General features: G+C 62.8%; 19 protein-coding genes and 2 pseudogenes. 10 read left to right on the top strand and 11 right to left on the bottom strand.

From position 1 onward, the window contains the following. Positions 1-63: 63 nt before the first annotated feature. Both PMM47T1_RS31000 and PMM47T1_RS30995 read left to right on the top strand, forming a co-directional pair. Positions 64-933, top strand: a pseudogene (locus tag PMM47T1_RS31000) (PAS domain-containing protein); the annotation flags it as partial. 183 nt (positions 934-1,116) lie between these two features. Continuing rightward, positions 1,117-1,470 (top strand): annotated as a pseudogene (locus PMM47T1_RS30995) (methyl-accepting chemotaxis protein); the annotation flags it as partial. 96 nt (positions 1,471-1,566) lie between these two features. Here the strand turns inward: PMM47T1_RS30995 and PMM47T1_RS23310 are convergent. Further along, positions 1,567-2,964: an amidase gene (locus PMM47T1_RS23310; RefSeq protein WP_008373711.1), complete on the bottom strand. Its 1,398-nt coding sequence runs from the start codon at positions 2,962-2,964 to the stop codon at positions 1,567-1,569. Positions 2,965-3,050: 86 nt separating this feature from the next. After that, positions 3,051-4,445, bottom strand: a complete 1,395-nt coding sequence (locus PMM47T1_RS23305; RefSeq protein WP_008373709.1) for an MFS transporter — start codon at positions 4,443-4,445, stop codon at positions 3,051-3,053. Between PMM47T1_RS23305 and PMM47T1_RS30460 the strand changes: the two genes are divergently transcribed. Next, the gene (locus PMM47T1_RS30460) at positions 4,444-4,635 is read left to right on the top strand and encodes a hypothetical protein (protein ID WP_008373707.1); all 192 of its coding nucleotides are present in this window, start codon (positions 4,444-4,446) and stop codon (positions 4,633-4,635) included. The genes PMM47T1_RS23305 and PMM47T1_RS30460 overlap by 2 nt on opposite strands. A 69-nt stretch (positions 4,636-4,704) precedes the next feature. On the opposite strand, the gene PMM47T1_RS23295 is transcribed toward PMM47T1_RS30460, so the two are convergent. The 6 genes from PMM47T1_RS23295 to phnD form a co-directional block, all read right to left on the bottom strand. Beyond that, positions 4,705-5,094, bottom strand: a complete 390-nt coding sequence (locus PMM47T1_RS23295; protein ID WP_043301458.1) for a hypothetical protein — start codon at positions 5,092-5,094, stop codon at positions 4,705-4,707. A gap of 91 nt (positions 5,095-5,185) precedes the next feature. Then, positions 5,186-6,283, bottom strand: a complete 1,098-nt coding sequence (locus tag PMM47T1_RS23290; protein ID WP_008373703.1) for a phosphonoacetaldehyde reductase — start codon at positions 6,281-6,283, stop codon at positions 5,186-5,188. A gap of 32 nt (positions 6,284-6,315) precedes the next feature. Continuing rightward, a complete protein-coding gene (gene phnE, locus PMM47T1_RS23285; RefSeq protein ID WP_008373702.1) occupies positions 6,316-7,101 on the bottom strand; it encodes a phosphonate ABC transporter, permease protein PhnE in 786 nt (261 codons plus the stop codon). Between the two features lies 1 nt (position 7,102). Continuing rightward, positions 7,103-7,903: a phosphonate ABC transporter, permease protein PhnE gene (gene phnE, locus PMM47T1_RS23280; protein ID WP_008373701.1), complete on the bottom strand. Its 801-nt coding sequence runs from the start codon at positions 7,901-7,903 to the stop codon at positions 7,103-7,105. After that, complete coding sequence (gene phnC / locus PMM47T1_RS23275; protein ID WP_008373700.1) at positions 7,866-8,645, bottom strand: phosphonate ABC transporter ATP-binding protein; 780 nt, start codon at positions 8,643-8,645, stop codon at positions 7,866-7,868. The genes phnE (PMM47T1_RS23280) and phnC overlap by 38 nt, the downstream gene beginning before the upstream one ends. Before the next feature lie 20 nt (positions 8,646-8,665). After that, the gene (phnD, locus tag PMM47T1_RS23270) at positions 8,666-9,529 is read right to left on the bottom strand and encodes a phosphonate ABC transporter substrate-binding protein (RefSeq protein ID WP_008373698.1); all 864 of its coding nucleotides are present in this window, start codon (positions 9,527-9,529) and stop codon (positions 8,666-8,668) included. Between the two features lie 114 nt (positions 9,530-9,643). On the opposite strand from phnD, the gene PMM47T1_RS23265 reads away from it, so the two are divergent. The 6 genes from PMM47T1_RS23265 (at position 9,644) to PMM47T1_RS23240 (ending at position 15,027) form a co-directional block, all read left to right on the top strand. Continuing rightward, positions 9,644-10,507 (top strand): LysR substrate-binding domain-containing protein, encoded by an 864-nt coding sequence (locus PMM47T1_RS23265; protein ID WP_008373696.1) that lies wholly within the window; start codon positions 9,644-9,646, stop codon positions 10,505-10,507. A 135-nt stretch (positions 10,508-10,642) separates the two neighbouring features. Next, positions 10,643-11,527, top strand: a complete 885-nt coding sequence (locus PMM47T1_RS23260; protein ID WP_008373693.1) for a TauD/TfdA dioxygenase family protein — start codon at positions 10,643-10,645, stop codon at positions 11,525-11,527. A 13-nt stretch (positions 11,528-11,540) separates the two neighbouring features. Next, a complete protein-coding gene (locus PMM47T1_RS23255; protein WP_008373689.1) occupies positions 11,541-12,419 on the top strand; it encodes an ABC transporter ATP-binding protein in 879 nt (292 codons plus the stop codon). Positions 12,420-12,434: 15 nt separating this feature from the next. Then, positions 12,435-13,301, top strand: a complete 867-nt coding sequence (locus PMM47T1_RS23250; RefSeq protein ID WP_008373688.1) for an ABC transporter permease — start codon at positions 12,435-12,437, stop codon at positions 13,299-13,301. A 35-nt stretch (positions 13,302-13,336) separates the two neighbouring features. Further along, positions 13,337-14,338, top strand: a complete 1,002-nt coding sequence (locus PMM47T1_RS23245) for an ABC transporter substrate-binding protein (protein ID WP_008373687.1) — start codon at positions 13,337-13,339, stop codon at positions 14,336-14,338. A gap of 233 nt (positions 14,339-14,571) precedes the next feature. Beyond that, a complete protein-coding gene (locus PMM47T1_RS23240; protein ID WP_008373686.1) occupies positions 14,572-15,027 on the top strand; it encodes an REP-associated tyrosine transposase in 456 nt (151 codons plus the stop codon). A gap of 335 nt (positions 15,028-15,362) precedes the next feature. Here PMM47T1_RS23240 and PMM47T1_RS23235 read toward each other — a convergent pair whose 3' ends face one another. The 3 genes from PMM47T1_RS23235 to PMM47T1_RS23225 are packed head-to-tail and all read right to left on the bottom strand — an operon-like array spanning position 15,363 to position 21,148. After that, a complete protein-coding gene (locus PMM47T1_RS23235; protein WP_008373683.1) occupies positions 15,363-16,769 on the bottom strand; it encodes an efflux transporter outer membrane subunit in 1,407 nt (468 codons plus the stop codon). Continuing rightward, positions 16,753-17,937 (bottom strand): efflux RND transporter periplasmic adaptor subunit, encoded by a 1,185-nt coding sequence (locus tag PMM47T1_RS23230; protein WP_008373682.1) that lies wholly within the window; start codon positions 17,935-17,937, stop codon positions 16,753-16,755. The genes PMM47T1_RS23235 and PMM47T1_RS23230 overlap by 17 nt, the downstream gene beginning before the upstream one ends. Then, complete coding sequence (locus PMM47T1_RS23225; protein WP_008373681.1) at positions 17,927-21,148, bottom strand: efflux RND transporter permease subunit; 3,222 nt, start codon at positions 21,146-21,148, stop codon at positions 17,927-17,929. Before PMM47T1_RS23225 ends, PMM47T1_RS23230 begins: the two co-directional genes overlap by 11 nt. A 214-nt stretch (positions 21,149-21,362) precedes the next feature. Between PMM47T1_RS23225 and PMM47T1_RS23220 the strand changes: the two genes are divergently transcribed. After that, entirely contained in the window at positions 21,363-21,776 is a 414-nt protein-coding gene (locus PMM47T1_RS23220; protein WP_043301457.1) for a PA0061/PA0062 family lipoprotein, read from the top strand. Positions 21,777-21,937 lie beyond the last annotated feature (161 nt).

Below are 21,937 nucleotides of genomic sequence, written 5' to 3'. Positions count from 1 at the left end.
GGCGTTTGCTTGCAAGCGCCAGCGCGCTGGCTATGCTCTGCTGTTGAACCACCTGCACAGGGAATGTTGCACCCCCATTCCATCCGTCGTGCCCCGAAGTGCGTTGTTTCTGCTGTTAACAGTAACGTGACGCTTGAGGTCTTCGACACCATGTTTGACTCCCACCGCAAGGCCGATCTGGCGGAAATTGCTCGCCTGTCCACTGAATTGGAAATAGCCAATGCTCGCCTGGCCGCCATCAGCCGTTCCATGGCCATGATCGAGTTCAGCCCCGAGGGGTTGATCCTCGATGCCAACAGCAACTTCTGCAAAACCATGGGTTATGCCGTGGATGAGATTCGTGGCAAGCATCATCGCCTGTTCTGCGCGGACGGTTTCCACAAAAGCCAGGAATACCTGCAGATGTGGCAGGCGCTGCAACGCGCAGAGGCCCTGAGCGGCACCTTCGAACGCTTGGACAAGAGCGGTCGCGAAGTGTGGCTCGAAGCCAGCTACATGCCCGTGCTGGGGCCCAACCGTGAGGTGCGCAGCGTGATCAAGGTAGCCGCCGACATCTCCGATCGGGTGCATGAGGAACACGAAAGCGAAAGCAAACTCAAGGCCATCGGGCGCTCCATGGCGGTGATCGAGTTCAGCCCGGACGGACGCGTGATTGTCGCCAACGACAATTTTCTGCAGGCCATGCACTACTCGCTCAACGAGGTGGTGGGCCAGCATCATAGCCTGTTCTGCACCCGCGCCGAGGCTGAGTCGCCTGGCTACAAGGCCTTCTGGGCTTCATTGAATCGTGGCGAGTACCACTCGCACCGCTTCGAGCGGGTCGACAAGCATGGCCGCGTGGTGTTTCTGGAAGCCTCCTACAACCCGATTTTCGATCCCCACGGCCGCCTGTACAAAGTGGTGAAGTTCGCTAGCGACATCACCTCGCAAATCAATACCCAGCAGTCCGCCGCCGAGGCCGCCCACGCCACCTCGGTGCAGAACGATGCCTGTGCGCAGAAGGGCTCCAGCGTGGTGCGCCAGACGGTGGACGTGATCAAGGAAATATCCAACGACCTCAACGAGGCGGCGCGCAGCATCGATGCGGTGAACCGCCAGTCGGAAAGCATTGGCAAGATCGTGCAGACCATCCGCGGCATCGCCGACCAGACCAACCTGCTGGCCCTCAATGCGGCCATCGAAGCCGCCCGCGCTGGTGAGCACGGCCGTGGTTTTGCCGTGGTGGCCGATGAAGTGCGCACGTTGGCGGCCCGTACCAGCCAGGCCACGGTTGAGATCGTCGATGTGGTGCGCCAGAACCAGCACTTGTCCCTGAGTGCGGTGGCCAGCATGCAATCGAGCCTCAGCCGCACGGGGCTGGGGGTGGAATTGGCCAACGAGGCGGGTGAGGTGATCCTGGAAATCCAGGAAGGCTCACGGCACGTGGTGGACGCCATCAGCCAGATCAACTCGACCTTGCAACTGCATTGAAATCCTCCCTTGTAGGCGCTGCCGCCAGGCTGCGCTTGGGCGGTGTCATGCCGAACGCGGGCCCGCGGTGCGGGCCTTCGCAGCCTGCGGCAGCCCCTACGGGTATAGCGCAGGGCGGGGCCACGCCGGCATTTCGCCGCGCACGCCCTCGTACCACTTGCCCATTTGCAGCAGCCATTCATCAGCGAAGCGCGGGCCCACCATTTGCAAACCTACCGGCATGCCTTGTTCGGTGAAACCGCAATTGATCGACAGCGCCGGTTGTTCGCCCATGTTCCATGGCAGGGTGAACACAATATGCTCGAAAGGCTTTTGTGGGTCATTGCCCGGTGAGGGCCAGTCGGCGGGGAAGGTGTCCACCTGGTTGGTGGGGCACAGCAGCAGGTCCACCTCGTCGAACACCGCGGCGGCGCGGCGGCGCATTTCGAAGGTCTGGTGGAAGCCCTGCACGGCCTGCACTGCACTCATGTCTGCCGCAGGCGCTGCCCAGTCGCGAATGTAGGGCAGCACTTTCTCGAAGCGCTCGCCGCTCATGGCGCTCAATTCCGCCCATTGCCGGGCCCGCCAGAAGCGGTCCATGCCTTCCAGCAGGGCGCGGTCCATCAGCGGGGCGATGGTTTGCAGGCGCGCGCCGTGGGCCTGGAACTGTTTGGCGGCCGCCTCCACCAGCGCACAGGTGCGCGCCGACGGCGTGAAGCCCACGCCTGGGTCCAGCAATACGCCCACGCGCAGGCCACTCATCGAGGGTGGCGCCAGTTTCCAGTCCAGGGCCTGGGGCGCCAGGCTGGTGGCGTCGCGGCTGTCAGGCAAGGACAGGTAGCGCATCAGCAGGGCGCAGTCGTCCAGGGTGCGAGTCATGGGCCCGGCGCAGCGGCCGGTGTAATACGGGTCGATGGGGATGCGCCCCAGGGTTGGCTTGAACCCCACCAGGCCGCACCAGCCGGCGGGCAGGCGGATTGAACCGCCGATGTCGGTGCCCACATGCAGCGGGCCGTACCCGGCCGCCGCCGCCGCTGCCGCCCCCGAACTTGACCCGCCGGGGTTACTGGCCAGGTTCCACGGGTTGCGGGTGACGCCATGAAAACTCGACAGCCCCGAGGACAGCATGCCGAAATCCGGCACCGTGGTCTTGCCCAGTACAATGGCCCCGGCTTCACGCAGCCGTGCGGCGGGCGGGGCGTCCCGGGCGGCCGGTTGCAGCACGGTGGCGGCGCTGCCCAGGGGAATGGGCTGGCCCTGGGTGGCGATCAACTCCTTGATGGTCACCGGCACACCGTCCAGCGGCCCGCGCGGCAAGCCCCGGGCCCAGCGCTCGGTAGCCCCGCGCGCGTGCTCCATCACGGCCTGGGGGTCGAAATTCCACAGCGCATTGATATGCGGTTCCCAGCGGCCAATGTGGTCCACCAGGTGCTGGTAGTACTCCAGCGGCGACAGCGTTTTGCTGGCGAACAGGGTCAGCAGCTGCGTTGCCGGCAAATCATGCAGTTCGGTCATCACCCTCTCTCCCTGAACGTGGCCTTGAACGTTCAGGGTAGCCCACCCCTCTAGCCGCTGCCAAAGGCTGCGGCTAGAGGGGTGTGTCAATGAGCGATGTCTTCCAGGGCCAGGTTGCGGGTTTTAGGGCCGAAGCCACCGATGGTCAAGGTCACGATCAGCATGCTGCTGACAATGAACGACAGCACGCCCGGGGTGCCGAAGTGTTCCAGGAAGAAACCGATCATCAGGCTGCTGAACACCGTGGACAGGCGGCTGAACGAATAACAGAAGCCCACCGCTCGCGCGCGAATGTGCGTGGGAAACATCTCGCTCTGGTACGAGTGGTAACTGAAGGTCAGCCAGGCATTGCAGAAGGTGATCATCACCCCGCACACAATCAGGCCCACGGCGCTGCTCTGGAAGGCGAACAGCGTGCCGAACAGCATGGTGCCCAGGGCCGAACCGACGATCTGCCACTTGTTTTCGAACCGGTTGGCGATGCGCACAAACAACAGTGGCCCCAGTGGGTAGGCCAAGGTGATGACGAAGGCGTAGCCCAGGCTGTGGGTGATGCTCACGCCCTGGCCGGACAGCAGGGCCGGCAGCCAATTGCCGAAACCGAAGAAGCCAATGGCCTGGAAGATGTTGAACACAATTAGCATCAGCGCACGGCGGCGGTAGGGCGGTTGCCAGATATCGCCAAAATGCCCCAGTGCTTCAACCGGCACGGCCTCGGCCTGCGCTGCCGGCAATGGTTGACCCAGGTCGCGGGCGCAGCGCGCTTCGATGGGCGCCAGGATGCACTCGGCCTCGTCAAGGCGGCCGTGCTGCGCCAGCCAGCGGGGCGACTCCGGCAGGCGCGAGCGCAGCCACCAGATAATCAGCGCGAACAGTGCGCTGGCCAGCACCACCCAGCGCCAGCCAGACACCCCGAAGGGCGCCAGAGGCACCAGCCACCAGGACATCAGCGCCACGGCGGGCACCGACAAAAACTGCACGAAGAAGGCAAACGCAAACGCCGAGCTGCGCATACGCTTGGGCACCAGTTCGGACAGGTAGGCGTCGATGGTCACCAGTTCGATGCCCAGGCCGACCCCCACGAAGAAGCGGCACACGATCAGGCCCAATGCACTGCTTTGCAGTCCCATGATCAACGTGGCCGCGGTGTACCCGATCAGCGCGAAGGTAAAAATCGCCCGGCGACCAAACCGATCGGCAATGGGGCTAAGCAGGCTGGCGCCGAAAAACAGGCCCAGAAACGTCGCCGAGGCGAAGGCCGCCTGGTCGGACACCCCGAACACGCCCTGGTTGCCGGCGGCAAAAATGCCGTCGCGAATCAGGCCCGGGCTGATGTAGGCGGTCTGGAACAGGTCATATAGCTCGAAGAAGCCACCGATGGATAGCAATGCCACCAGCTTCCACAACGTCGCCACGGCGGGCAGGCGGTCGATGCGCGCCGAGATCAGGGCGGCGCGGTCGGGGGAGGCTGGGGTGGACATGGCAGCAATCCAGGCGGGTGGAGCGGGGATGATACTGGCTGTTAGCGCGGTAATGCTTGCTTATTTGTCGATGGCTTTGCGGCTTCTTGATGAATTATTGCCAAAAATACAAGCTTTCCAGCAGCTGCCGCTATCGTGGGAGCGGGCTCTGCCCGCGAAAAGGGCGCCGCAAAGTATCTGCAAAGCCTAAGTGGCTTCTTCGCGGGTAGCACCCGCACCCACGAACGACAGGCGCTGTTACAGGGTTATCGACCCTGCTTCAATCGTCGTTATCGGCGACCTGGTTGAGGTATTTGGCGCGATCCGGGGTGAAGGTCACCGTCATGCCCGTGCGGCTGCAGGTCAGGGTCACTTCCTGGTCGATGGTCACGTTCAGGTCCTCGCCGCGCAAGCCTTGCCACTGCGCCAGGTACTTCAATGCCCCGTACTTGTCTTTCTTCTTCAGTACGCGCGCCACGCCGCCTTTCCAGCCCAGCACCGGCAATTCGCCGGCGCGACATTGGTGGGCCAGTTCGGGCATTTTATCCGCGCGTTCGCGGCCAATTTCCCAGCAGCGAATCAATCCTTGATCCGGGCCCTGCCAGGTTTCTTCCCACGTCAGCTTGGGGCGTAGTGGATGGGTGATTTCTCGGGAGACCAGCATTGTCAGGGCTTATCCTTGAGCGCTTGATAGGTGGATCCAAAGTATCTCAAACGATAGTCACAGTTCCACCATGGATGTGTATCAAATGTGAAGTGAATCACTCCATGCAGGGTTGCCCAGCAAAATTGCGCCCTCGCGCGCCCTGGGCCGAAGCCATTACCAGGTGGTTCCAACCGTCCGCATCCAGGCCATAGTCAGCCAGTTCGCGGCTGACCCCCAGGCAGTCGAGCAGGGCCTCCAGGCGCGCCACACCGACGTCGGCCAGTTGATCCACGGTTACCGCGAAAATACGCGACAGGCTTTCGTCAATGTCGGGGGCGTGGCCCACGGCCCAGCGCAGAACCCGTGGCAGACTGAACGAGCAGGCAATGCCATGCGCCGTGCCTTGCTCCAGGGTAATGGCGTAGGAGATGTTGTGGGCCAGCGCCGTGCGCGTGTTGGAGAACGCCAGCCCGGCGCAGGTGGCGGCCTGCAGCATGCGGCTGCGCAGGTGCAGGTTATCGAGGTCGTCGACCAGGCGTGGCAGCACCTCGAGGATGGTTTTCGCCGCCATTTCCGCGTAGTGCAGCGAAAGCGGATTGCGTTGGGTGTTCCAGACGCTCTCCAGCGCATGGGACAAGGCATCGAGGCCGGTGGCGATGGTCAGCGAGCGGGGCAGGCTGCGCCCCAGGTGCGGGTCGCACAACGCCACTTCGGGGTACAGCAGGTCGTGGCTCAGTGACAGTTTGCGCTGGTTGGCGGGGTCCCACACGGTGGCCCAGCAGGTCACTTCGCTGCCGGTGCCGGCGGTGGTCGGTACGGCAATGATCGGCAATGCGCTGAACGCGGTGCTGTAGCCTTCCAGGTAATCCAGTGTGCGGGCGAAATCGCCAGCGAAGGCCGCCAGGCACTTGGCACTGTCGATTACCGAGCCGCCGCCCAGGGCGACCAGTACCGGTGCCTTTTCCACCGTGCGGTTGGCCTGGTGCAAACGTGCGGCGGCAGCGCGCAGAAAATCAATATCGGGGTTTTCCCGCACATCGTCGATCACCAGCAGCGGCGCGCCGGCCTGCTCGGCCAGGCGCTTGGCCAGGTCGGCGAACAGCGGGTGGTCGTAGGTCAACAGCACATAGGGGCGTTGACGGATGAATTCGGCGCAGCGATCAAATGCGTCGAGGCCGAATTGCAGGTGCACGGGGTTACGGTAGGACCACATCGAAGGGCTCCTTGAAAACATGGGAAGTCAGTTCAGGCCAGGCGCTGGCGTGCCCAGCCGGACAGGGCGTCGATGGCGACGATAGTCACCAGCAGGATCAGAATGAGCATGGCCGAGCGGCCGTATTGGAACAGGCGCACGGCGTCGTACAGAGCCTGGCCGATGCCGCCGGCACCCACCAGGCCCAGTACCGAACTCATGCGCACGTTACGGTCGAAGATGTACAGCACGTAGCCGACGGTTTCACGAGCAATGGACGGCCAGCCAGCGAAAAACAGCGTCTGGATGCGCCCGGCGCCTGTGGCGCGCACACCCTCGTAGGTGCCTTCGGGCACTCGTTCCAGGCTCTCGGCAATGAACTTGGCAAGGAAGCCGAGCGTGTGCACGCCCAGGGCGAGGGTGCCTGGCAGTGGGCCCAGGCCAATGGCCGCGACGAAAAACAGCGCCAGCACCAGGTCTGGCGTCGCTCGCGACACGCTCAGCACTTCACGCACCAGGGTGAAACAGGCCCGGTTGGGTGCCAGGTTGCGAGCCGCCAACGGCGCCAGGATGAACGCACCCACACAGGCGATGGCCGTGCCCCACAGCGCCGTGGCCAGGGTTTGCAGCAGCAGGAACAGCGAGTGGGGCAGGTCCGTGAAGTCGGGGCGGCTGTAGCGGCCAAAGTATTCGGCGATGTCCTGCAGTGCATAGCCCAGGGACTCCACCGACAGGTCCAGGTGCAGCACGCAAAGGCCGGCCAACACGAATACCAGGGCAACCAGGCCGGGCGCCGGGTTAAAGGGGCGTTTGGGCAAATGGGGCGTTATCGTGTTCATGTCAGATGATTCTCTTGCGCAGAGCGTCGCTCAGACGATCCAGGGCCGATACTACCAACAGCACGGCCACCATGATCAGCAACAGGCGTGGGAAGTCATACAAGCGCATGGACATCACCAGGTCGTAGCCAATGCCGCCGGCACCGACGATGCCCAGGATGGTAGCGGCGCGAAAGTTGTGGTCCAGGATGTACATCAACGAACCCAACAGGTCGGGCAGTGCCTGGGGCAGGTGGGCGAAGGTACGCACCTGCAGCCAGCCGGCATTGTGGGCGGTCAGGCCTTCCACGGCCTTGTCGTCCACCACTTCGATGGCCTCGGCGAAGAACTTGGCCATGAACCCCACCGTTACCACGGCCAGGGCCATCACCCCCGGCAACGGCCCCAGGCCCAGGGCGGCAACGAACACCAGCGCCCAGATCAGGTCGGGCAGGGCGCGGGTGAGCGACAGCAACAAGCGCGAGACGCGACCTAGCCACGGGCGGGGCGTGGTATTGCGTGCGGCGAAGAGGGCCAGGGGCAGGCTCACCACGGCAGCCAGCAAGGTGGCCAGGAAGGCGATCTCAAAGGTTTCCAGCAGCTTGATACCCAGCTGCGGCAGGTAGTCCCACTGCGGCACGGTCACCAGCCGGGTGGCGAAATCGGCCAGGTTACCCAGCGAGTGCAGCAGTTTCAGCGGGTCCATTTCCACCAGTGGCGCACTCAGGGCCAGCAGGGCCAGCACCAGCCCCGCCAGGCCGATCAGGCGCCAGGGCGCGCGGCTGTCAGGCGTAGGCCAGCAAAGCCGGGAGGGGCTGTTCATGGGTGTCTCCTTCACGATGGTAAATGTGTGTCAGGGCCTGGCGGTCCAATGCGCAGGGCGGGCCGTCAAACACAATGCACCCGGCGTTGACACCTATGACTCGGTCAGCGAAGCGCTTGGCCAGGTCCACCTGATGCAGGTTGAGGATCACGGTGATGCCGTCCTGGCGGTTGATGTCGGCGAGCATCACCATGACTTCATCGGTGGCAATCGGGTCCAGGCTGGCCACCGGTTCGTCGGCCAGGATCACCTTGGGCTGTTGGGCCAGGGCCCGGGCAATGCCGACGCGCTGCTGCTGGCCGCCCGACAGTGTGTCGGCGCGCTGCCAGGCCCGCTCGGTCAGGCCCACCCGGGCCAAAAGGCGGGCAGCCAGTTCCACGTCTTCACGGCGAAACAGGTGCAGCACGCTGCCCAGCCAAGAGCGGCGGGCCAGGCGGCCGGTCAGCACGTTGGTCATCACCGACAATCGCCCCACCAGGTTGAATTGCTGGAACACCATGGCCACGCCGCTGCGCACCTGGCGCAGGTTGCGGGGTACCACGGGCACGCCGTCGAACACAATCTCGCCCTGCTGCACAGTTTCCAGGCCGTTGAGCGCGCGCAGCAAGGTCGACTTGCCCGCGCCAGACGGGCCCAGGATCACCACGAAACTGCCGGCTTCGATGTCCAGGTTGATGTTGTTCAGCGCTTGATGGCCGTTGGCGTAGCGCTTGCTCACGTTGGTCAGTCGGAAGGCAGGCATGGCGTGCTCCTGTGCGAGCGTCACTTGAGCAGGGCATCGCGGCCCAGGCCCAGCGAGCTGATCATGTCGCGGATCGGTTGGTAGTCGGCAGGCTTGGCCTCGGTATAGCGGATGTACTTGCCGTAGCCGGTCACTTGCATCTCTTTGTGCGCGTTGTAGAACGCGTCGCGTATCTTGGCCTTGAGCGCCGGGTCCAGGTCGCTGCGGTAGGTCAGCGGCGAGTCGGGAATGTCCATCGAGGTTTCGATGATGCGATTGGTTTGCGGGGTGATCAGGCCTTTTTCCAGCAAGATCTTGTACGAAATGTCATTGGCCGCGGCGGCGTCCACCGCATGGTTCTTCACCGCCAGTTGCGCGGCGTCATGGGAACCTGCGTAGGTGAACTTGCCGAAAAACTGCGAAGGCGTCTGGCCAGTGCGCTGCTTGAGTATGAAGCTGGGTACCAGGTTGCCGCTGGTGGAGGCCGGCTCCACGAAGGCGACGTTCTTGCCTTTCAGGTCTTCAAGCTTCTGCGCGGGCGAGTCACTCGGCACCACGAAAATGCTCTTGTAGATCGAACGGCCATCGGGGCTCACGCCTACGGCGAAGGCTTCGGCCCCGGCTTCCTGCTCGGCCAGGATGTAGGACAGCGGGCCCAGCCAGGCGATGTCCAGGCGCTTCTTGCGCATGGCTTCGATGACGCCTGCGTAGTCGGTGGCGGTGTACATCTTCACGTGAACGCCCAGCTTTTTCTCCAGATAGGCGCGCATCGGTTCGAAGTGCTGGATCATTTCCTCATTGTTTTCCGCAGGGATCAGGCCCATCACCAGGTCCCGCGCCTGGGCGACGCCAGCCGCGCAGGTGAGGCAGGCAACAGCGACCATTTTCTTCAGCAACGGCTTCATCGGTTCGTCTCTTTGGGTGAGTTGATGAGCAAATGTTGCAGGGGCGATATGACAATTGATGCATGAATTTGATAGCTATGTAGGTCGTTACCCATAGCCTGAGGGAATGCTCACATGATCTACGCCCAACTCCGCGCTTTCCTGGCGGCGGCACGAACCGGCAGTTTCACCGAAGGCGCGCGGCTGCTGAAGATTACCCAGCCGTCAATATCCAAGCAGATTCGCGAACTGGAAGAGCGCTGCGGCGAGCCGCTGTTCGACCGCGCTGGCCGCCAGGTGCGCCTGACCCCGTTGGGCGTGCAGGTGATGACCAGCGCCCGGCGCATGATGGACGCCGAAGTGGATGCCCTGCAGTTGCTTAGCGACGTCAAGGCGCTGGGCTCCGGCCATCTGCGTATCGCCGCCGTCGGTCCTTATCACCTGGTGGAAATCCTTCATGAGTTCCATCGGCGATACCCTCGGGTGCGGGTCAGCGTTGAGTTCGGCCATTCGCAGTATGTGCATGACGCGGTGGAGAATTTCGACGCCGACCTGGGCGTGCTGGCCAGCCAGCAGCCTGGCAATAGCCTGGCGCGGTTCTGCTACCGACAGTGCCCATTGATGCTGGCCGTGCCGGTGGGTCACGCGTTGGCGTCGCGGGTCAGCGTGGCGCTGAGCGAGCTTGAGGGCGAGCCGGTGATTCACCGGGAAGCCGGCTCATCCAGCCGGCAGATCTTCGAAGCCGCCTGCCACGCCGCCGGTGTACAGACAGGCAGCGTGCTGGAAATCGGCAGCCGCGAGGCCATCCGCATCGCCATTGCCAAGGGCATGGGCATTGGTTATGTGTCCCAGGACGAAGTGGTGCCCCATGACGGCATCGTGGTGGTGCCATTCGCCGAGCCGCAGGGTTTGATGACCAATGCCACGCTGGTGTGGCGCAAGGAGCGGGGGGCCAACACGGTGATTGGGGCCTTCCTGCACACAGCGCAAAAACGGTAGCCGCCGTCCGCTGAGGGCGGCAGGATAATTTCCAGTGATATCGTTATGCATTAAAGGTATTTAAATTTCGGTTCTTATGCCTATAGAGTTTCGACATCAACTTCTCGTACTCAATAGCCAGAGCCGGAGCCCAGCATGTCCGCCTTATCCTTTGCCCCATTGCCGTCCCAGACCTTCGAAGTCCGCCCCCTGCAAGGCCTGGTGGGTGCCGAGGTTGTCGGCCTGGACTTGACTCGTCCGCTCAATGACGAGGACTTTGCCCGCGTTCACCGCGCGCACCTGGACTACCACGTGGTGGTGTTCCGCAACCAGCGCATCACCCCGCAACAGCAGATCGATTTCAGCCGTCGCTTCGGCGTGTTGCAGATCCACGTGCTCAAGCAGTTCCTGCTGGCGAACCACCCGGAAATCCTCATCGTTTCCAATATTGTCGAGAACGGTCAGCCGGTAGGCCTGGGCGATGCCGGCAAGTATTGGCATTCGGACCTGTCCTACAAGGAACTGCCGAGCCTGGGCTCGATGCTGCACGCTCAGGAACTGCCCAGCGAAGGGGGCGACACCCTGTTCGCCGACATGCACCGCGCCTGGGACACGCTGCCGCAGCCCCTGCAGGACGCAGTGCAAGGCAAGCAGGCCGTGCACTCCTATACCGCGCGCTACAGCGAGGGCAAGAATGCCGCCAACTGGCGCCCGACGTTGACCGCCGAACAGCTCGCCCAGGTCGTGACCGTCAGCCACCCGATAGTGCGCACACACCCGGAAAACGGCCGCAAGGCGTTGTTTGTCAGCGAGGGTTTCACCACCCACATCGTTGGCCTGCCGGAAGACGAAAGTCGCGACATTCTTAACCAGCTGTACGTGCACAGCGTGCGTCCGGAGAACGTCTACCGGCATCAGTGGCAGCCCCACGACATGGTGTTCTGGGACAACCGTTCGCTGATCCACCTGGCGGCCGGCACGCCCGAGCATCTGCGCCGCAAGCTGTTTCGCACCACCATCCAGGGCGATGCGCCGTTCTGAACCGGGAGTCACCATGAACGCTGTACTGCAAGGCCACACGGCCAGCGATGTGATACCTGCGCAGCCAGGCCATCAGGCGACCCCTGAAGTCCTGTTGAACGTGAGCAACGTCAGTCTTGAATACCGCACCCCCGAGCGGGTGGTGCGGGCCACTCACCAGGTCAGCTTTGAAGTCGACCGTAGCGACCGCTTCGTGCTGCTCGGCCCGTCGGGCTGCGGCAAGTCGACCCTGCTCAAGGCCGTGGCTGGGTTCATCAAGCCCAGCGAAGGCGAGATCCGCCTGGGCGGTGACATCGTCACCGAACCGGGCCCTGACCGCATCGTGGTGTTCCAGGAGTTCGACCAACTGCCAGCCTGGAAAACCGTGCTGGAAAACGTCATGTTCCCGCTGCTGGCCTCGCGCACCCTCAAGCGCAAGGACGCCGAGGAGCGGGCCCGTCACTACCTGGAAAAGGTTGGCCTCAGCGCGTTTGCCAACGCCTATCCGCACACCCTGTCCGGCGGCATGAAGGCCCGCGTGGCCATTGCTCGCGCACTGGCCATGCAGCCCAAGATCTTGCTGATGGACGAACCCTTCGCTGCCCTCGACGCCCTGACCCGGCGCAAGATGCAGGAAGAGCTGCTGGAGCTGTGGGACGAAGTGCGTTTCACCTTGCTGTTCGTCACCCACTCCATCGAGGAGGCGCTGGTGGTGGGCAACCGCATCCTGTTGCTGTCGCCGCACCCTGGCCGGGTGCGCGCCGAGATCAACAGCCACGAATACGATTTGCAGAGCCTGGGCGGCGTGGCCTTTCAAGCCAGTGCCCAGCGGATTCACCGGTTGCTGTTCGACGAGGCCCAAGGGCCGGCCGAACAGGAACTGGGTTTCCACGACATCCGCATCGCCTACTGACTCCGGAGCTTTGCCATGAGCCTGCAAACGCCTGTGCGCGCCGAATACGAAATCGAGCTTGAGCCCTTTACCCAGTCCGAGTTGGCCCGCGACATTTCCCTGACCCAGCGCATCTGGCAGCAGAGTTGGGTACGCAAGACCGTGATCCTGATTGCCCTGGCGATCATCTGGGAAGTGGCTGCGCGCATCCAGAACAATGACCTGCTGCTGCCCAGCTTCCTGCAGACCGCCCACGCCTTCGCCGACGGCATCGTCACCGGCGAACTGCTGGCCAAGGTGTGGATTTCCCTTACTGTGCTGATCAAGGGCTACTTGATTGGCATCGTCCTGGCGTTCGGCCTGACCACGCTGGCGGTGTCCACCCAGTTGGGTCGTGATTTGCTCAGCACCCTGACCGCCATGTTCAACCCGCTGCCGGCCATTGCGCTGTTGCCGTTGTCGTTGCTGTGGTTTGGCCTGGGCGACAACAGCCTCATTTTTGTGTTGGTGCATTCCGTATTGTGGGCCCTGGCGCTCAACACCTACTCGGGCTTCCTGGCTGTGTCGGAAACCCAGCGCATGGCCGGCCGCAATTACGGTCTGCGTGGCCTGCGCTTTGTCTGGTACATCCTGATCCCGGCCGCGCTGCCGTCGATCCTGGCCGGCCTGAAAATCGGCTGGGCCTTCGCCTGGCGCACCCTCATCGCCGCCGAACTGGTGTTCGGTGCCTCGTCGGGGAAGGGGGGCTTGGGCTGGTACATCTTCCAGAACCGCAACGAACTGTACACCGACAAAGTATTTGCCGGGCTGGCGGCGGTGATCATCATTGGCCTGCTGGTGGAAAACCTGCTGTTCAACACCTTCGAGCGCCTGACCATCAAGAAATGGGGCATGCAGCGCTGAAGCGCTCCTTTCCACTGTTTACGAGAGTATTTGCAATGGCCAAGCTTTCCCGCATTTCCATCGCCTTGGGCCTGATCGGTGCCGTACTCGGCACCAGTGCCCACGCCGAAGGCAAGATCAGCATCGCCCAGCAGTTCGGCATCGGTTACCTGATTCTTGACGTGGTCCGCGATCAGCACCTGATCGAGAAACACGGCACGCAAGAAGGCATCGACATCAAAGTGGACTGGAACAGCATCTCCGGCGCCACCGCCATGAACGAAGCACTGCTGGCCGGCGCGCTGGACGTGGTATCGGCCGGCGTGCCGCCGATGCTCACCGTCTGGGACCGCACCAAGGGCCGCCAGAACGTCAAGGCCATCGCCTCGTTGGGCTCGATGCCCAACTACTTGCTGACCAATAACCCTAACATCAAGACCCTCAAAGACTTCACCGACAAGGACCGCATCGCGGTACCAGCGGCGGGCGTGGGCTTCCAGTCGCGCACCCTGCAGATCGAAACCGCCAAGGAGTTCGGCGACGCCAACTTCAAGCGTTTCGATGACTACTCGGTGAGCATCCCGCACCCCGACGCCACTTCGGCGCTGATCGCCGGCGGCTCGGAAATCACCGCGCACTTCTCCAGCCCGCCGTTCCAGTACCAGGAACTGGAAAACCCGAAAGTGCACAAGGTGCTCAGCTCTTACGACGTACTGGGCGGCCAGGCGACGTTCAACGTGCTGTACACCACGCAGAAATTCCACGACGACAATCCCAAGACCTACAAGGCGTTCTACGACGCGCTGGCCGAGGCTTCACAGTACATCAAGGCGAACAAGACCGAGGCGGCGAAGACCTATATCCGTGTGGAGCAGTCGAAATTGCCGTTGGAACTGGTGGAGAAAATCGTCAATGATCCGGAGATCGACTTCACCATCGTGCCGCAGCGTACTGGGGTGTATGCCGATAAATTGAATGAGCTGGGGGTATTGAAGAACAAGGCCACCAGCTGGAAGGATTTCTTCTTTGAAGAGGCGCACGGTGGCGCTGGTAGCTGAGTGCTCACGCTGATTGCGGTTTGAATGGGTGGGAGCGGGCTCTGCCCGCGAAGCATACGCCGCAGTGCATCAGACAGTGCGCGGTGACTTCTTCGCGGGCAGAGCCCGCTCCCACAAAGCCCCCCCGAGCCAGGGCGACCAGTGAGTTTTCTGCGCAAAATCCGGTATCAGATCTGTTCCTCGCTCCAGCCCTCCTTGACCTTCAATGAGTTAATCATTTGGAGGAGGCAAGGATGCCCATCTACCAATCTCAAAAACTGCGCCGGTACCGTTCTTCCGAATGCGGCCGACCCTATCTGCTGACAACTGCCACGCAGGGCAGACTGCCCGTTTTCTCTGACCTCTGGCTGGGTCGAATTCTGGTCATGCACATGCGTGAGGCGCATTATCAAGGCCTTGTCCATTCGCTTGCCTGGGTGATCATGCCTGATCATCTGCACTGGCTGGTCGAGCTCAGGGTGGGTTCGTTGGATGGGCTCATGCGTCAGGTGAAATCGAAGTCCACCAAGGCGATTAATCGTCGTATCGGCAGAAGCGGCGCGCTATGGCAGTCAGGGTTTCATGACCGGGCGTTGAGGGGGGAGGAGGATATGAAGGCTGTGGCGCGGTACATCGTTGCCAATCCTTTGCGGGCTGGGCTTGCCAGGAATATTGACGATTATTCCTTATGGGATGCTTGTTGGGTTTGAGGGGGATTGGCTTGGTGCAGTGTTGTGGGTGACAGGTGCATGGCTTGGTTTTTGTGTTGCTCTTGAGATCGAGCGCCGCCCGCGCGGCGCTTCGCGGGCAGAGCCCGCTCCCACAGTTTGTTTCGGGCCAATTTTGTCTGTGCTACCAATTGGTCCGCTTTGTTTTTTCACTGCAGATCTCCAGTGAACAAACAAGGCTGAAACGGAGATGGCACAGGCATAACTGGCCCGAAACAAACGTGGGAGCGGGCTCTGCCCGCGAAGCGCCGTGCGGACGGCGCTCGATCTCAAGGGCGCTGCAAAATGATCGCCAAGCACCTGGAACCCCTACAGGATCACGACTTGGCGGGCTGCCACCCCCCACCCAACGCAACCATCAACCCCACACTGGCCTGCAACCTGCGCGTCTGCACATCCTGCAACTTGCGCTGCGCATCCAACGCCGCCGTCTGCGCCGTGACCACGTCCAGGTAATTCACCGCGCCGGCTTCATAGCTGTTCATCGCCAAAGTCTGCGACTGGGTCGCCGCATCCACCGCCGCCTGCTGGTCGGCCGCTTCCTGCTTCAAGTCACGCAGCTGCGAGAGGTTGTCTTCCACCTCGCGCAGCGCCTTCAACACACTGCCACGATAATGTGCGCTGGCTTCGGCGAATTCTGCCTTTGCCTGGTTCTCGGCGCCGGTCAGGCGCCCGCCGGTGAAGATCGGCAGGTTGACCACCGGGCCGATGGCCCAGAAGCGGTTGGTGGCGCTGAGGACGTTGCCCACGCCCATGTCCTGGCCACCGAAGTAGCCGCTCAGGCTGAAGTCGGGGTAGAACGCGGCCTTGGCTACGCCGATGTTGGCGTTGGCGGCGAACACCCGGCGTTCGGCGGCGGCGATGTCAGGGCGGCGCTGCAGCAGGGTGCTGGGCAGCTCGGCTGGCACCTCGGGCAGGGCCGGGAATTTGGGGATGGCGACCAGTTTGAAGGTGGTCGCCGGCTGGCCCACCAGCTCGCCGATGGCGTGCTCGGTGAGGTTGCGCTGGTTGATCACGTCGTCCAGCTGCGCCTGGGCTTGGGCCAGCTCGCTTTGCGCGCGGGTCATGTCCAGTTCGCTGGCGATCTGGCCTTCGTAACGGTCGCGGGTCAGGTTGAGGGCCTGGGTGTAGTCGTCCAGCGAGGTTTTCAGGATGGCCTGCTGGGCGTCGAGCCCGGCGAGGGTCAGGTACAGGTTGCTGAGCTGGCGTTGCAGGCTCTGGCGCGCTACTTCCAGGTCGTCGGCCGAGGCCTGGGCCTGGGCGTCGCCGGCGGCAACGCGGTTGCGCACCTTGCCCCAGAAGTCCAGGTCCCAGCCCAACGTGAAGGCCGCCGTGTTGGTGTTGTACACGTTGGGTTGGTCGCTGCCGCGCAGCGGTTTGTTCTCGGACTGGCGCTGGCGCACGGACGAGCCCGTGGCGCCGATTTCCGGGAACAGGCCGCCGTGCAACTGGCTGGCGTAGGCCTGGGCGGCATCGAAATGCGCCAGGGCCGCAGCCAGGTCAGGGTTGGCGCTGATCAGCTTGCCTTGCAGGTCGTTGAGCTGCGGGTCGTTGTACAGCGACCACCATTGCTGCGGCACCTTGTCGGCAGGCTTTGCGGCCTGCCACGGGCCGCTGTAATGCAGCGGGATCGGTGCGTCCGGCACCTTGTAGGTCGGCGCCAGCGAGCAACCCTGCAGCACCAGGGCCATCGCTGCCACCAGGCGGTTAAGCTTTAGGGGCATGGGTGCCTCCTGTCTCGGCCAGTTTCACCGGGTCGTTCTCGCGTAGGGAGTCCGGCGGGTTGTCGATGACCTGGTCGGTGGGGGCCAGGCCCTGGTCGATGAACAGGGTGGCGCCCAGGTCCATGCCGATATGCACGTTGCGCAGGTGCACGTGGTTCTGCGCATCGACCACGGCCACCTGGGTGCCAGCGGCGCGGAAGATCAGCGCGCTGCCCGGAATGCTCACGCCCTGGCTGCCCGCAGGCACCTTGAGCGTGACCTCGGTGTAGTCACCGGCCAGCAGTTCGCCCTTGGGGTTGTCGGCGACAAACTGGGCCAGCATGGTGCCGGACTTGGCGTCCACGGCGTTGGAGTTGCCCACCAGCTGGGCATCGAACTGCTCGCCCGGGTGCTCCGGCACGGTCAGGCTCACGTGCATGCCGGTGCGCACGGCCGCGGCGTAATTCTGCGGCACCGGCACATAGAGGCGCAGGCGATGGGTGTCAGCCACTTCGAACAGGTCCGGGCCAGTGTCGGCGTCAGCCTTGATCAGCTGGCCGACGTCGGTGTTACGGGCGGTCACGGTGCCGTCGAACGGCGCGCGCAGGGTTTTGTAGTTGGACAGGTCGGTCAGCCGGGCAAAGTCGGCGCGGGCGGCCTCGACGTTAGCCTTGGCCGCATCGGCGGCGGCGGCTTTCTCGTCCACTTCCTGTTGCGAGACCGAGTGCGTGCTCAGCAGGTGCTGCCAGCGCGCGGCGCTGGTCTGAGCCAGTTTTTCGTCAGCCTGTTGCTGCAGCAGGTGCGCACGGGCTTGGGCCAGTTGTTGGTCCAAGTCCGGGCTGTCGATTTCGGCCAGTACCTGGCCGGCTTTTACCGGGGTGCCGATGTCGGCTTTCCAATCTTTGAGGTAGCCGCTGACCCGCGCATGGATCATCGCCTGGCTCCAGGCTTCCAGGTGCGCTGGCAGCACCAGGGTGTCGCCAGTGGTGTTGTGGATCGGTTGGAACACGCTGACGATCGGCAACGACTGGGATTCGGTCCAGGTCGAAACGTTGTCATCGTGACGGGTCCGGGCGGCCAGGCCGCCGGCCACCAGCACGGCAGCCAAGGTCAGGCCGCCAATGCCGAGCACCGTCAGGCGCTTGCGCGAAGGCTTCTTTGCGATGGTCGGTAGGGAATCAGACGACATGGGACGTTTCTCCAACGGAAAGCTTAGCGGTGCGGCGTCCGTGCACAAGGCTGAACACCACCGGAACGAAGAGCAGGGTGGCCGTAGTGGCCAGGATCAGGCCGCCGATTACGGCGCGACCCAGTGGGGCGTTCTGTTCCTGGGAGATGGCCAGCGGCAGCATGCCGATGATCATCGCCAGGGCGGTCATGCACACCGGACGGAAGCGGGTGAAACCGGCCTCCATGGCGGCCAGCAGGGCGTCGCCATGCACCTCAAGGCGTTCTCGACAGAAGCTCACCACGAGAATGGAGTTGGCGGTGGCCACACCCATGCACAAGATGGCCCCCGTGAGCGCCGGTACCGATAGCGAGGTGCCGGACAGGAACAACATCCACACGATGCCCGCCAACGCAGCCGGCAGGGCGGTGATGATCACGAACGGGTCAAGCCAGGACTGGAAGTTGACCACGATCAGCAGGTAGATCAGCACCACGGCGCCGAGCAGGCCCAGGGACAGACCGCTGAAGGCTTCGTGCAGGGCGTCGATCTGGCCGTGCAGGGTGATGGTGGCGCCCTTCGGACGGTGTGGTGCGGCCAGGTCAATGGCTTTCTGGATGTCTTTGGCCACGCCGCCCAGGTCACGACCTTGAACGTTGGCGTAGATGTCCAGGGTTGGCTGGATGTTGTAGTGAGTCACTACAGCCGCGGTATTGACGCGGTGGATGGTGGCCAGGCCGCCGAGGATCTGCGATTGACCATTGGCACCGGTCACTGGCAGCGCTTCCAGTTCAGGCATGCTGTCCAGGCGGTACTGCGGGGTGGCCGCCACGATGGAGTAGCTGATGCCGTTTTTGGGGTTCAGCCAGTACAGCGGCGAAACCTGCGAACTACCGGCCAGCGAGGCAACCATGGAGTTGGTTACGTCACGTTCGGTGATGCCCAGGCCGTTGGCGCGTTCGCGGTTCACGTCCACTTGCAGGGTTGGGTAGCCGTTGGACTGCTGGATACGCAGGTCGGCGATGCCACGAACGTGTTTGAGGGCGCGTTGCAGTTCCAGCGCGTAAGCGTGGTTGGCGTCGTTATCAGGACCGGAAATTTTCACGTCCAGGGGCGCAGGGGCACCGAAGTTGAGAATTTCGCTGCTGATGTCAGCCGGCAGGAACGAGAAGGTGCTGCCCGGGAAGCTTTGTGGCAGGACCTCACGCAGTTTCTTCACGTAGTCGGCGGTCGGCTTGTGGCCTTCCTTGAGCGTGACGGAAATATCACCGTCCTGCGGGCCGGTGGTACCGCTGGCGCTGTAGGCCATGTCGATACCGCTGAGGGGGATACCGATGTTGTCAATCACGGTGTCCAGCTCGTTGGCCGGAACCACTTCACGAATACGCGCTTCGATGCGGTCGAAGGCAGCGGCGCTTTCTTCGATACGGGTACCCACCGGCAGGCTGACGTGCAGCGACATGGCGCCAGCGTCGGTGGCCGGGAAGAAGTCTTCACCCAGGGTCGGCAGCAGCGCGAACGAAGCCAGGATGCACACCATGAAGCCGATCAGGAAGCGCTTGCGGTTTTCCAAGGCCAGGGTGAGGACACCGTGGTAGCTGTCACGCACGTTGCTGAAGCGCTTCTCGAAGCCTTGCTGGAAGTTGAGCAGGCTTTGCACGAACGCGCCGTGCTTGGGTTTGTGCTGGTCGCCTTCGTGGTGGTTGAGCAGGGCATTGTCCGGGTGGCGGCCTTCGCCTTCTTCTACCACGTGAGGTTTGAGCAGGAACATCGCCAAGGTCGGTACCAGGGTACGCGACAGGAAGAACGAGGAGGCCATGGCGAAGATTACCGCCAGCGCCATGGGGCGGAACAGGTAACCGGCGATGCCTTGCAGCATGAACATCGGTACGAACACGATGCAGATACACAGCAGGGAGACGAAGGCGGGGCCAACGATCTGCTTGGCGCCGTCAAGGATGGCGTCTTTTACCTGCTTGCCTTGCTCAAGGTGCCAGTTGATGTTCTCGATCGTTACAGTGGCATCGTCCACCAGTATACCGACGGCCAGCGCCAGCCCCCCGAGCGTCATCACGTTGAGCGTCTGACCGCTGACCGCCAGCAGGGCGATGGCCGACAGCACAGCCAGGGGGATCGAGGCGGCGATGATGATCGTCGAGCGCCAGCTGCCCAGGAACAGCAGGATCATGGCGCTGGTCAGCAGGGCGGCGATGATCCCTTCGCGGGCCACGCTGCCTACCGATTCCTTCACGAACACCGAGGCGTCACCCAGCATCGACGTTTTCAGCGATTTGGGCAGGGTCTCGTTGATCAGCGGGAACATGTCGCGAATGCTTTGCACAATCGACAGGGTAGAGATGTTGCCGTTTTTCAGGGCAGGCATCAGTACCGCACGACGACCGTCTACGCGCACGATGTTGGTCTGTGGCGGCGAGCCGTCACGCACGTGGGCCACTTGGCCAACAGTGATCACGGCGCCATCGACGGTCTTGATCGGCAGGTCGTTGAGCTGCGAGATGGCATCCGGGCTGTTATTGAGCAGCACGGTGTACTCATCGCTGCCCAGCTTGGCGGTACCCACCGGTACGATCTGGTTCTGCGCGGCCAGGGCGTTGCTTACGTCCTGAGCCGACAGGCCCTTGGCGGCCAGCGCTTGCGGGTCCAGGTCGAGGGTGATCTGGCGCTGCTTGCCGCCCATGGGGGTTGGCATGGCCAGGCCCGGTACGGAGGAAAGCGGCAGACGGATGGAGTTCTGCACCAGGTCACGAATACGCGCTTCGGACAGGGTGGGGCTGGAGAACGCCATCTGCAGGATCGGCACCGTGGAGGCGCTGTAGTTGAGGATCAGCGGCGGCGTGATGCCCGGTGGCATCTGCTTGAGCACGGTTTGCGATACCGCGGTCACCTGGGCGTTGGCGGTACGGATGTCCACGCCCGGCTGGAAGAAGATCTTCACGATGCCCATGCCCGGCAGCGATTGCGACTCGATGTGCTCGATGTCGTTCACCGTGGTACTGAGCGAGCGCTCATAGGTGTAGATCACCCGGCCCGCCATGGCGTCCGGCGACAGGCCGGTGTACGACCACACCACGGCAATCACGGGGATGCCGATGTCGGGGAATACGTCGGTAGGGGTCCGCATCGCGGACAGGGGCCCGATGATGCAGATGAATATCGCCAACACGATAAACGTGTACGGCTTGAGCAATGCGGTCTTTACCAGCCCTAGCATGCCAGGAACCTCCAAAGGGTTTGCGTATGCTGGCAAGTCTTGCTGGCGGCACCTAACACAAGCCTTTCATGAAGGTGAAAGATGTTTTAAGGCGCAACTGAAATTCGTTTCACGGGGATTCATTGGAGTTGAAAGGGGGCGAGCCCCAAGCTTGGCATCGATCGAAAACGACCTGCCAGGCAGGCCTGCTCCCCACTCTTTTGAGGAATACCCCATGAATGCGAAAACGCTAATGCTGGTGCCCATGCTTGGGCTGGTCGGCCTGCTGTCGGCCTGTGCCGGCCCCATGCCGCAACCCAACCCGAACGATGCCTGGGTGGGCCTGAAGGAAGAGACCCAGAACTCGATGCTGGCTGAACAGCTGGACGGCACGAATCTTAAAGATGGCCGTTATTTCCAGGTAAAACCAGGCGAGCACAAGCTTGAAGTACTGCTGTACGAAGAAAGCACCGCCCAGCAGGACGACCAGACCTGCCGCGCAACCATCGACTATGCAGCCTTCAAGCAGGGCAAGCATTACACCCTGGTCGAGAGCAGCCTTGGGGATACCAACTTGCGCGCTGATTTGAAGAATGATCAGGGCAAGACAGTGGCGTCGACCGACAATTTTGATTGCATGTCGGGTTGAGGTTTTTGCGCTGAATCAAGGCCCTGGCGCGTTGCGTGGAGGGCCTTTTTTGTGGGTGGGGGTTAATGCAAGGGGGGGATTGCGTCAGGGCTGCCAGGTGCATGCCGATGTTGTGAGGGTGTGCATGCAACCGTGCGCCGCCCTCGCGGCGCTTCGCGGGC

Origin of the sequence: Pseudomonas sp. M47T1, from assembly GCF_000263855.1 — a bacterium.
Taxonomy (GTDB): Bacteria; Pseudomonadota; Gammaproteobacteria; order Pseudomonadales; family Pseudomonadaceae; genus Aquipseudomonas.
This window is presented reverse-complemented; position numbering and strand designations above follow the sequence as displayed.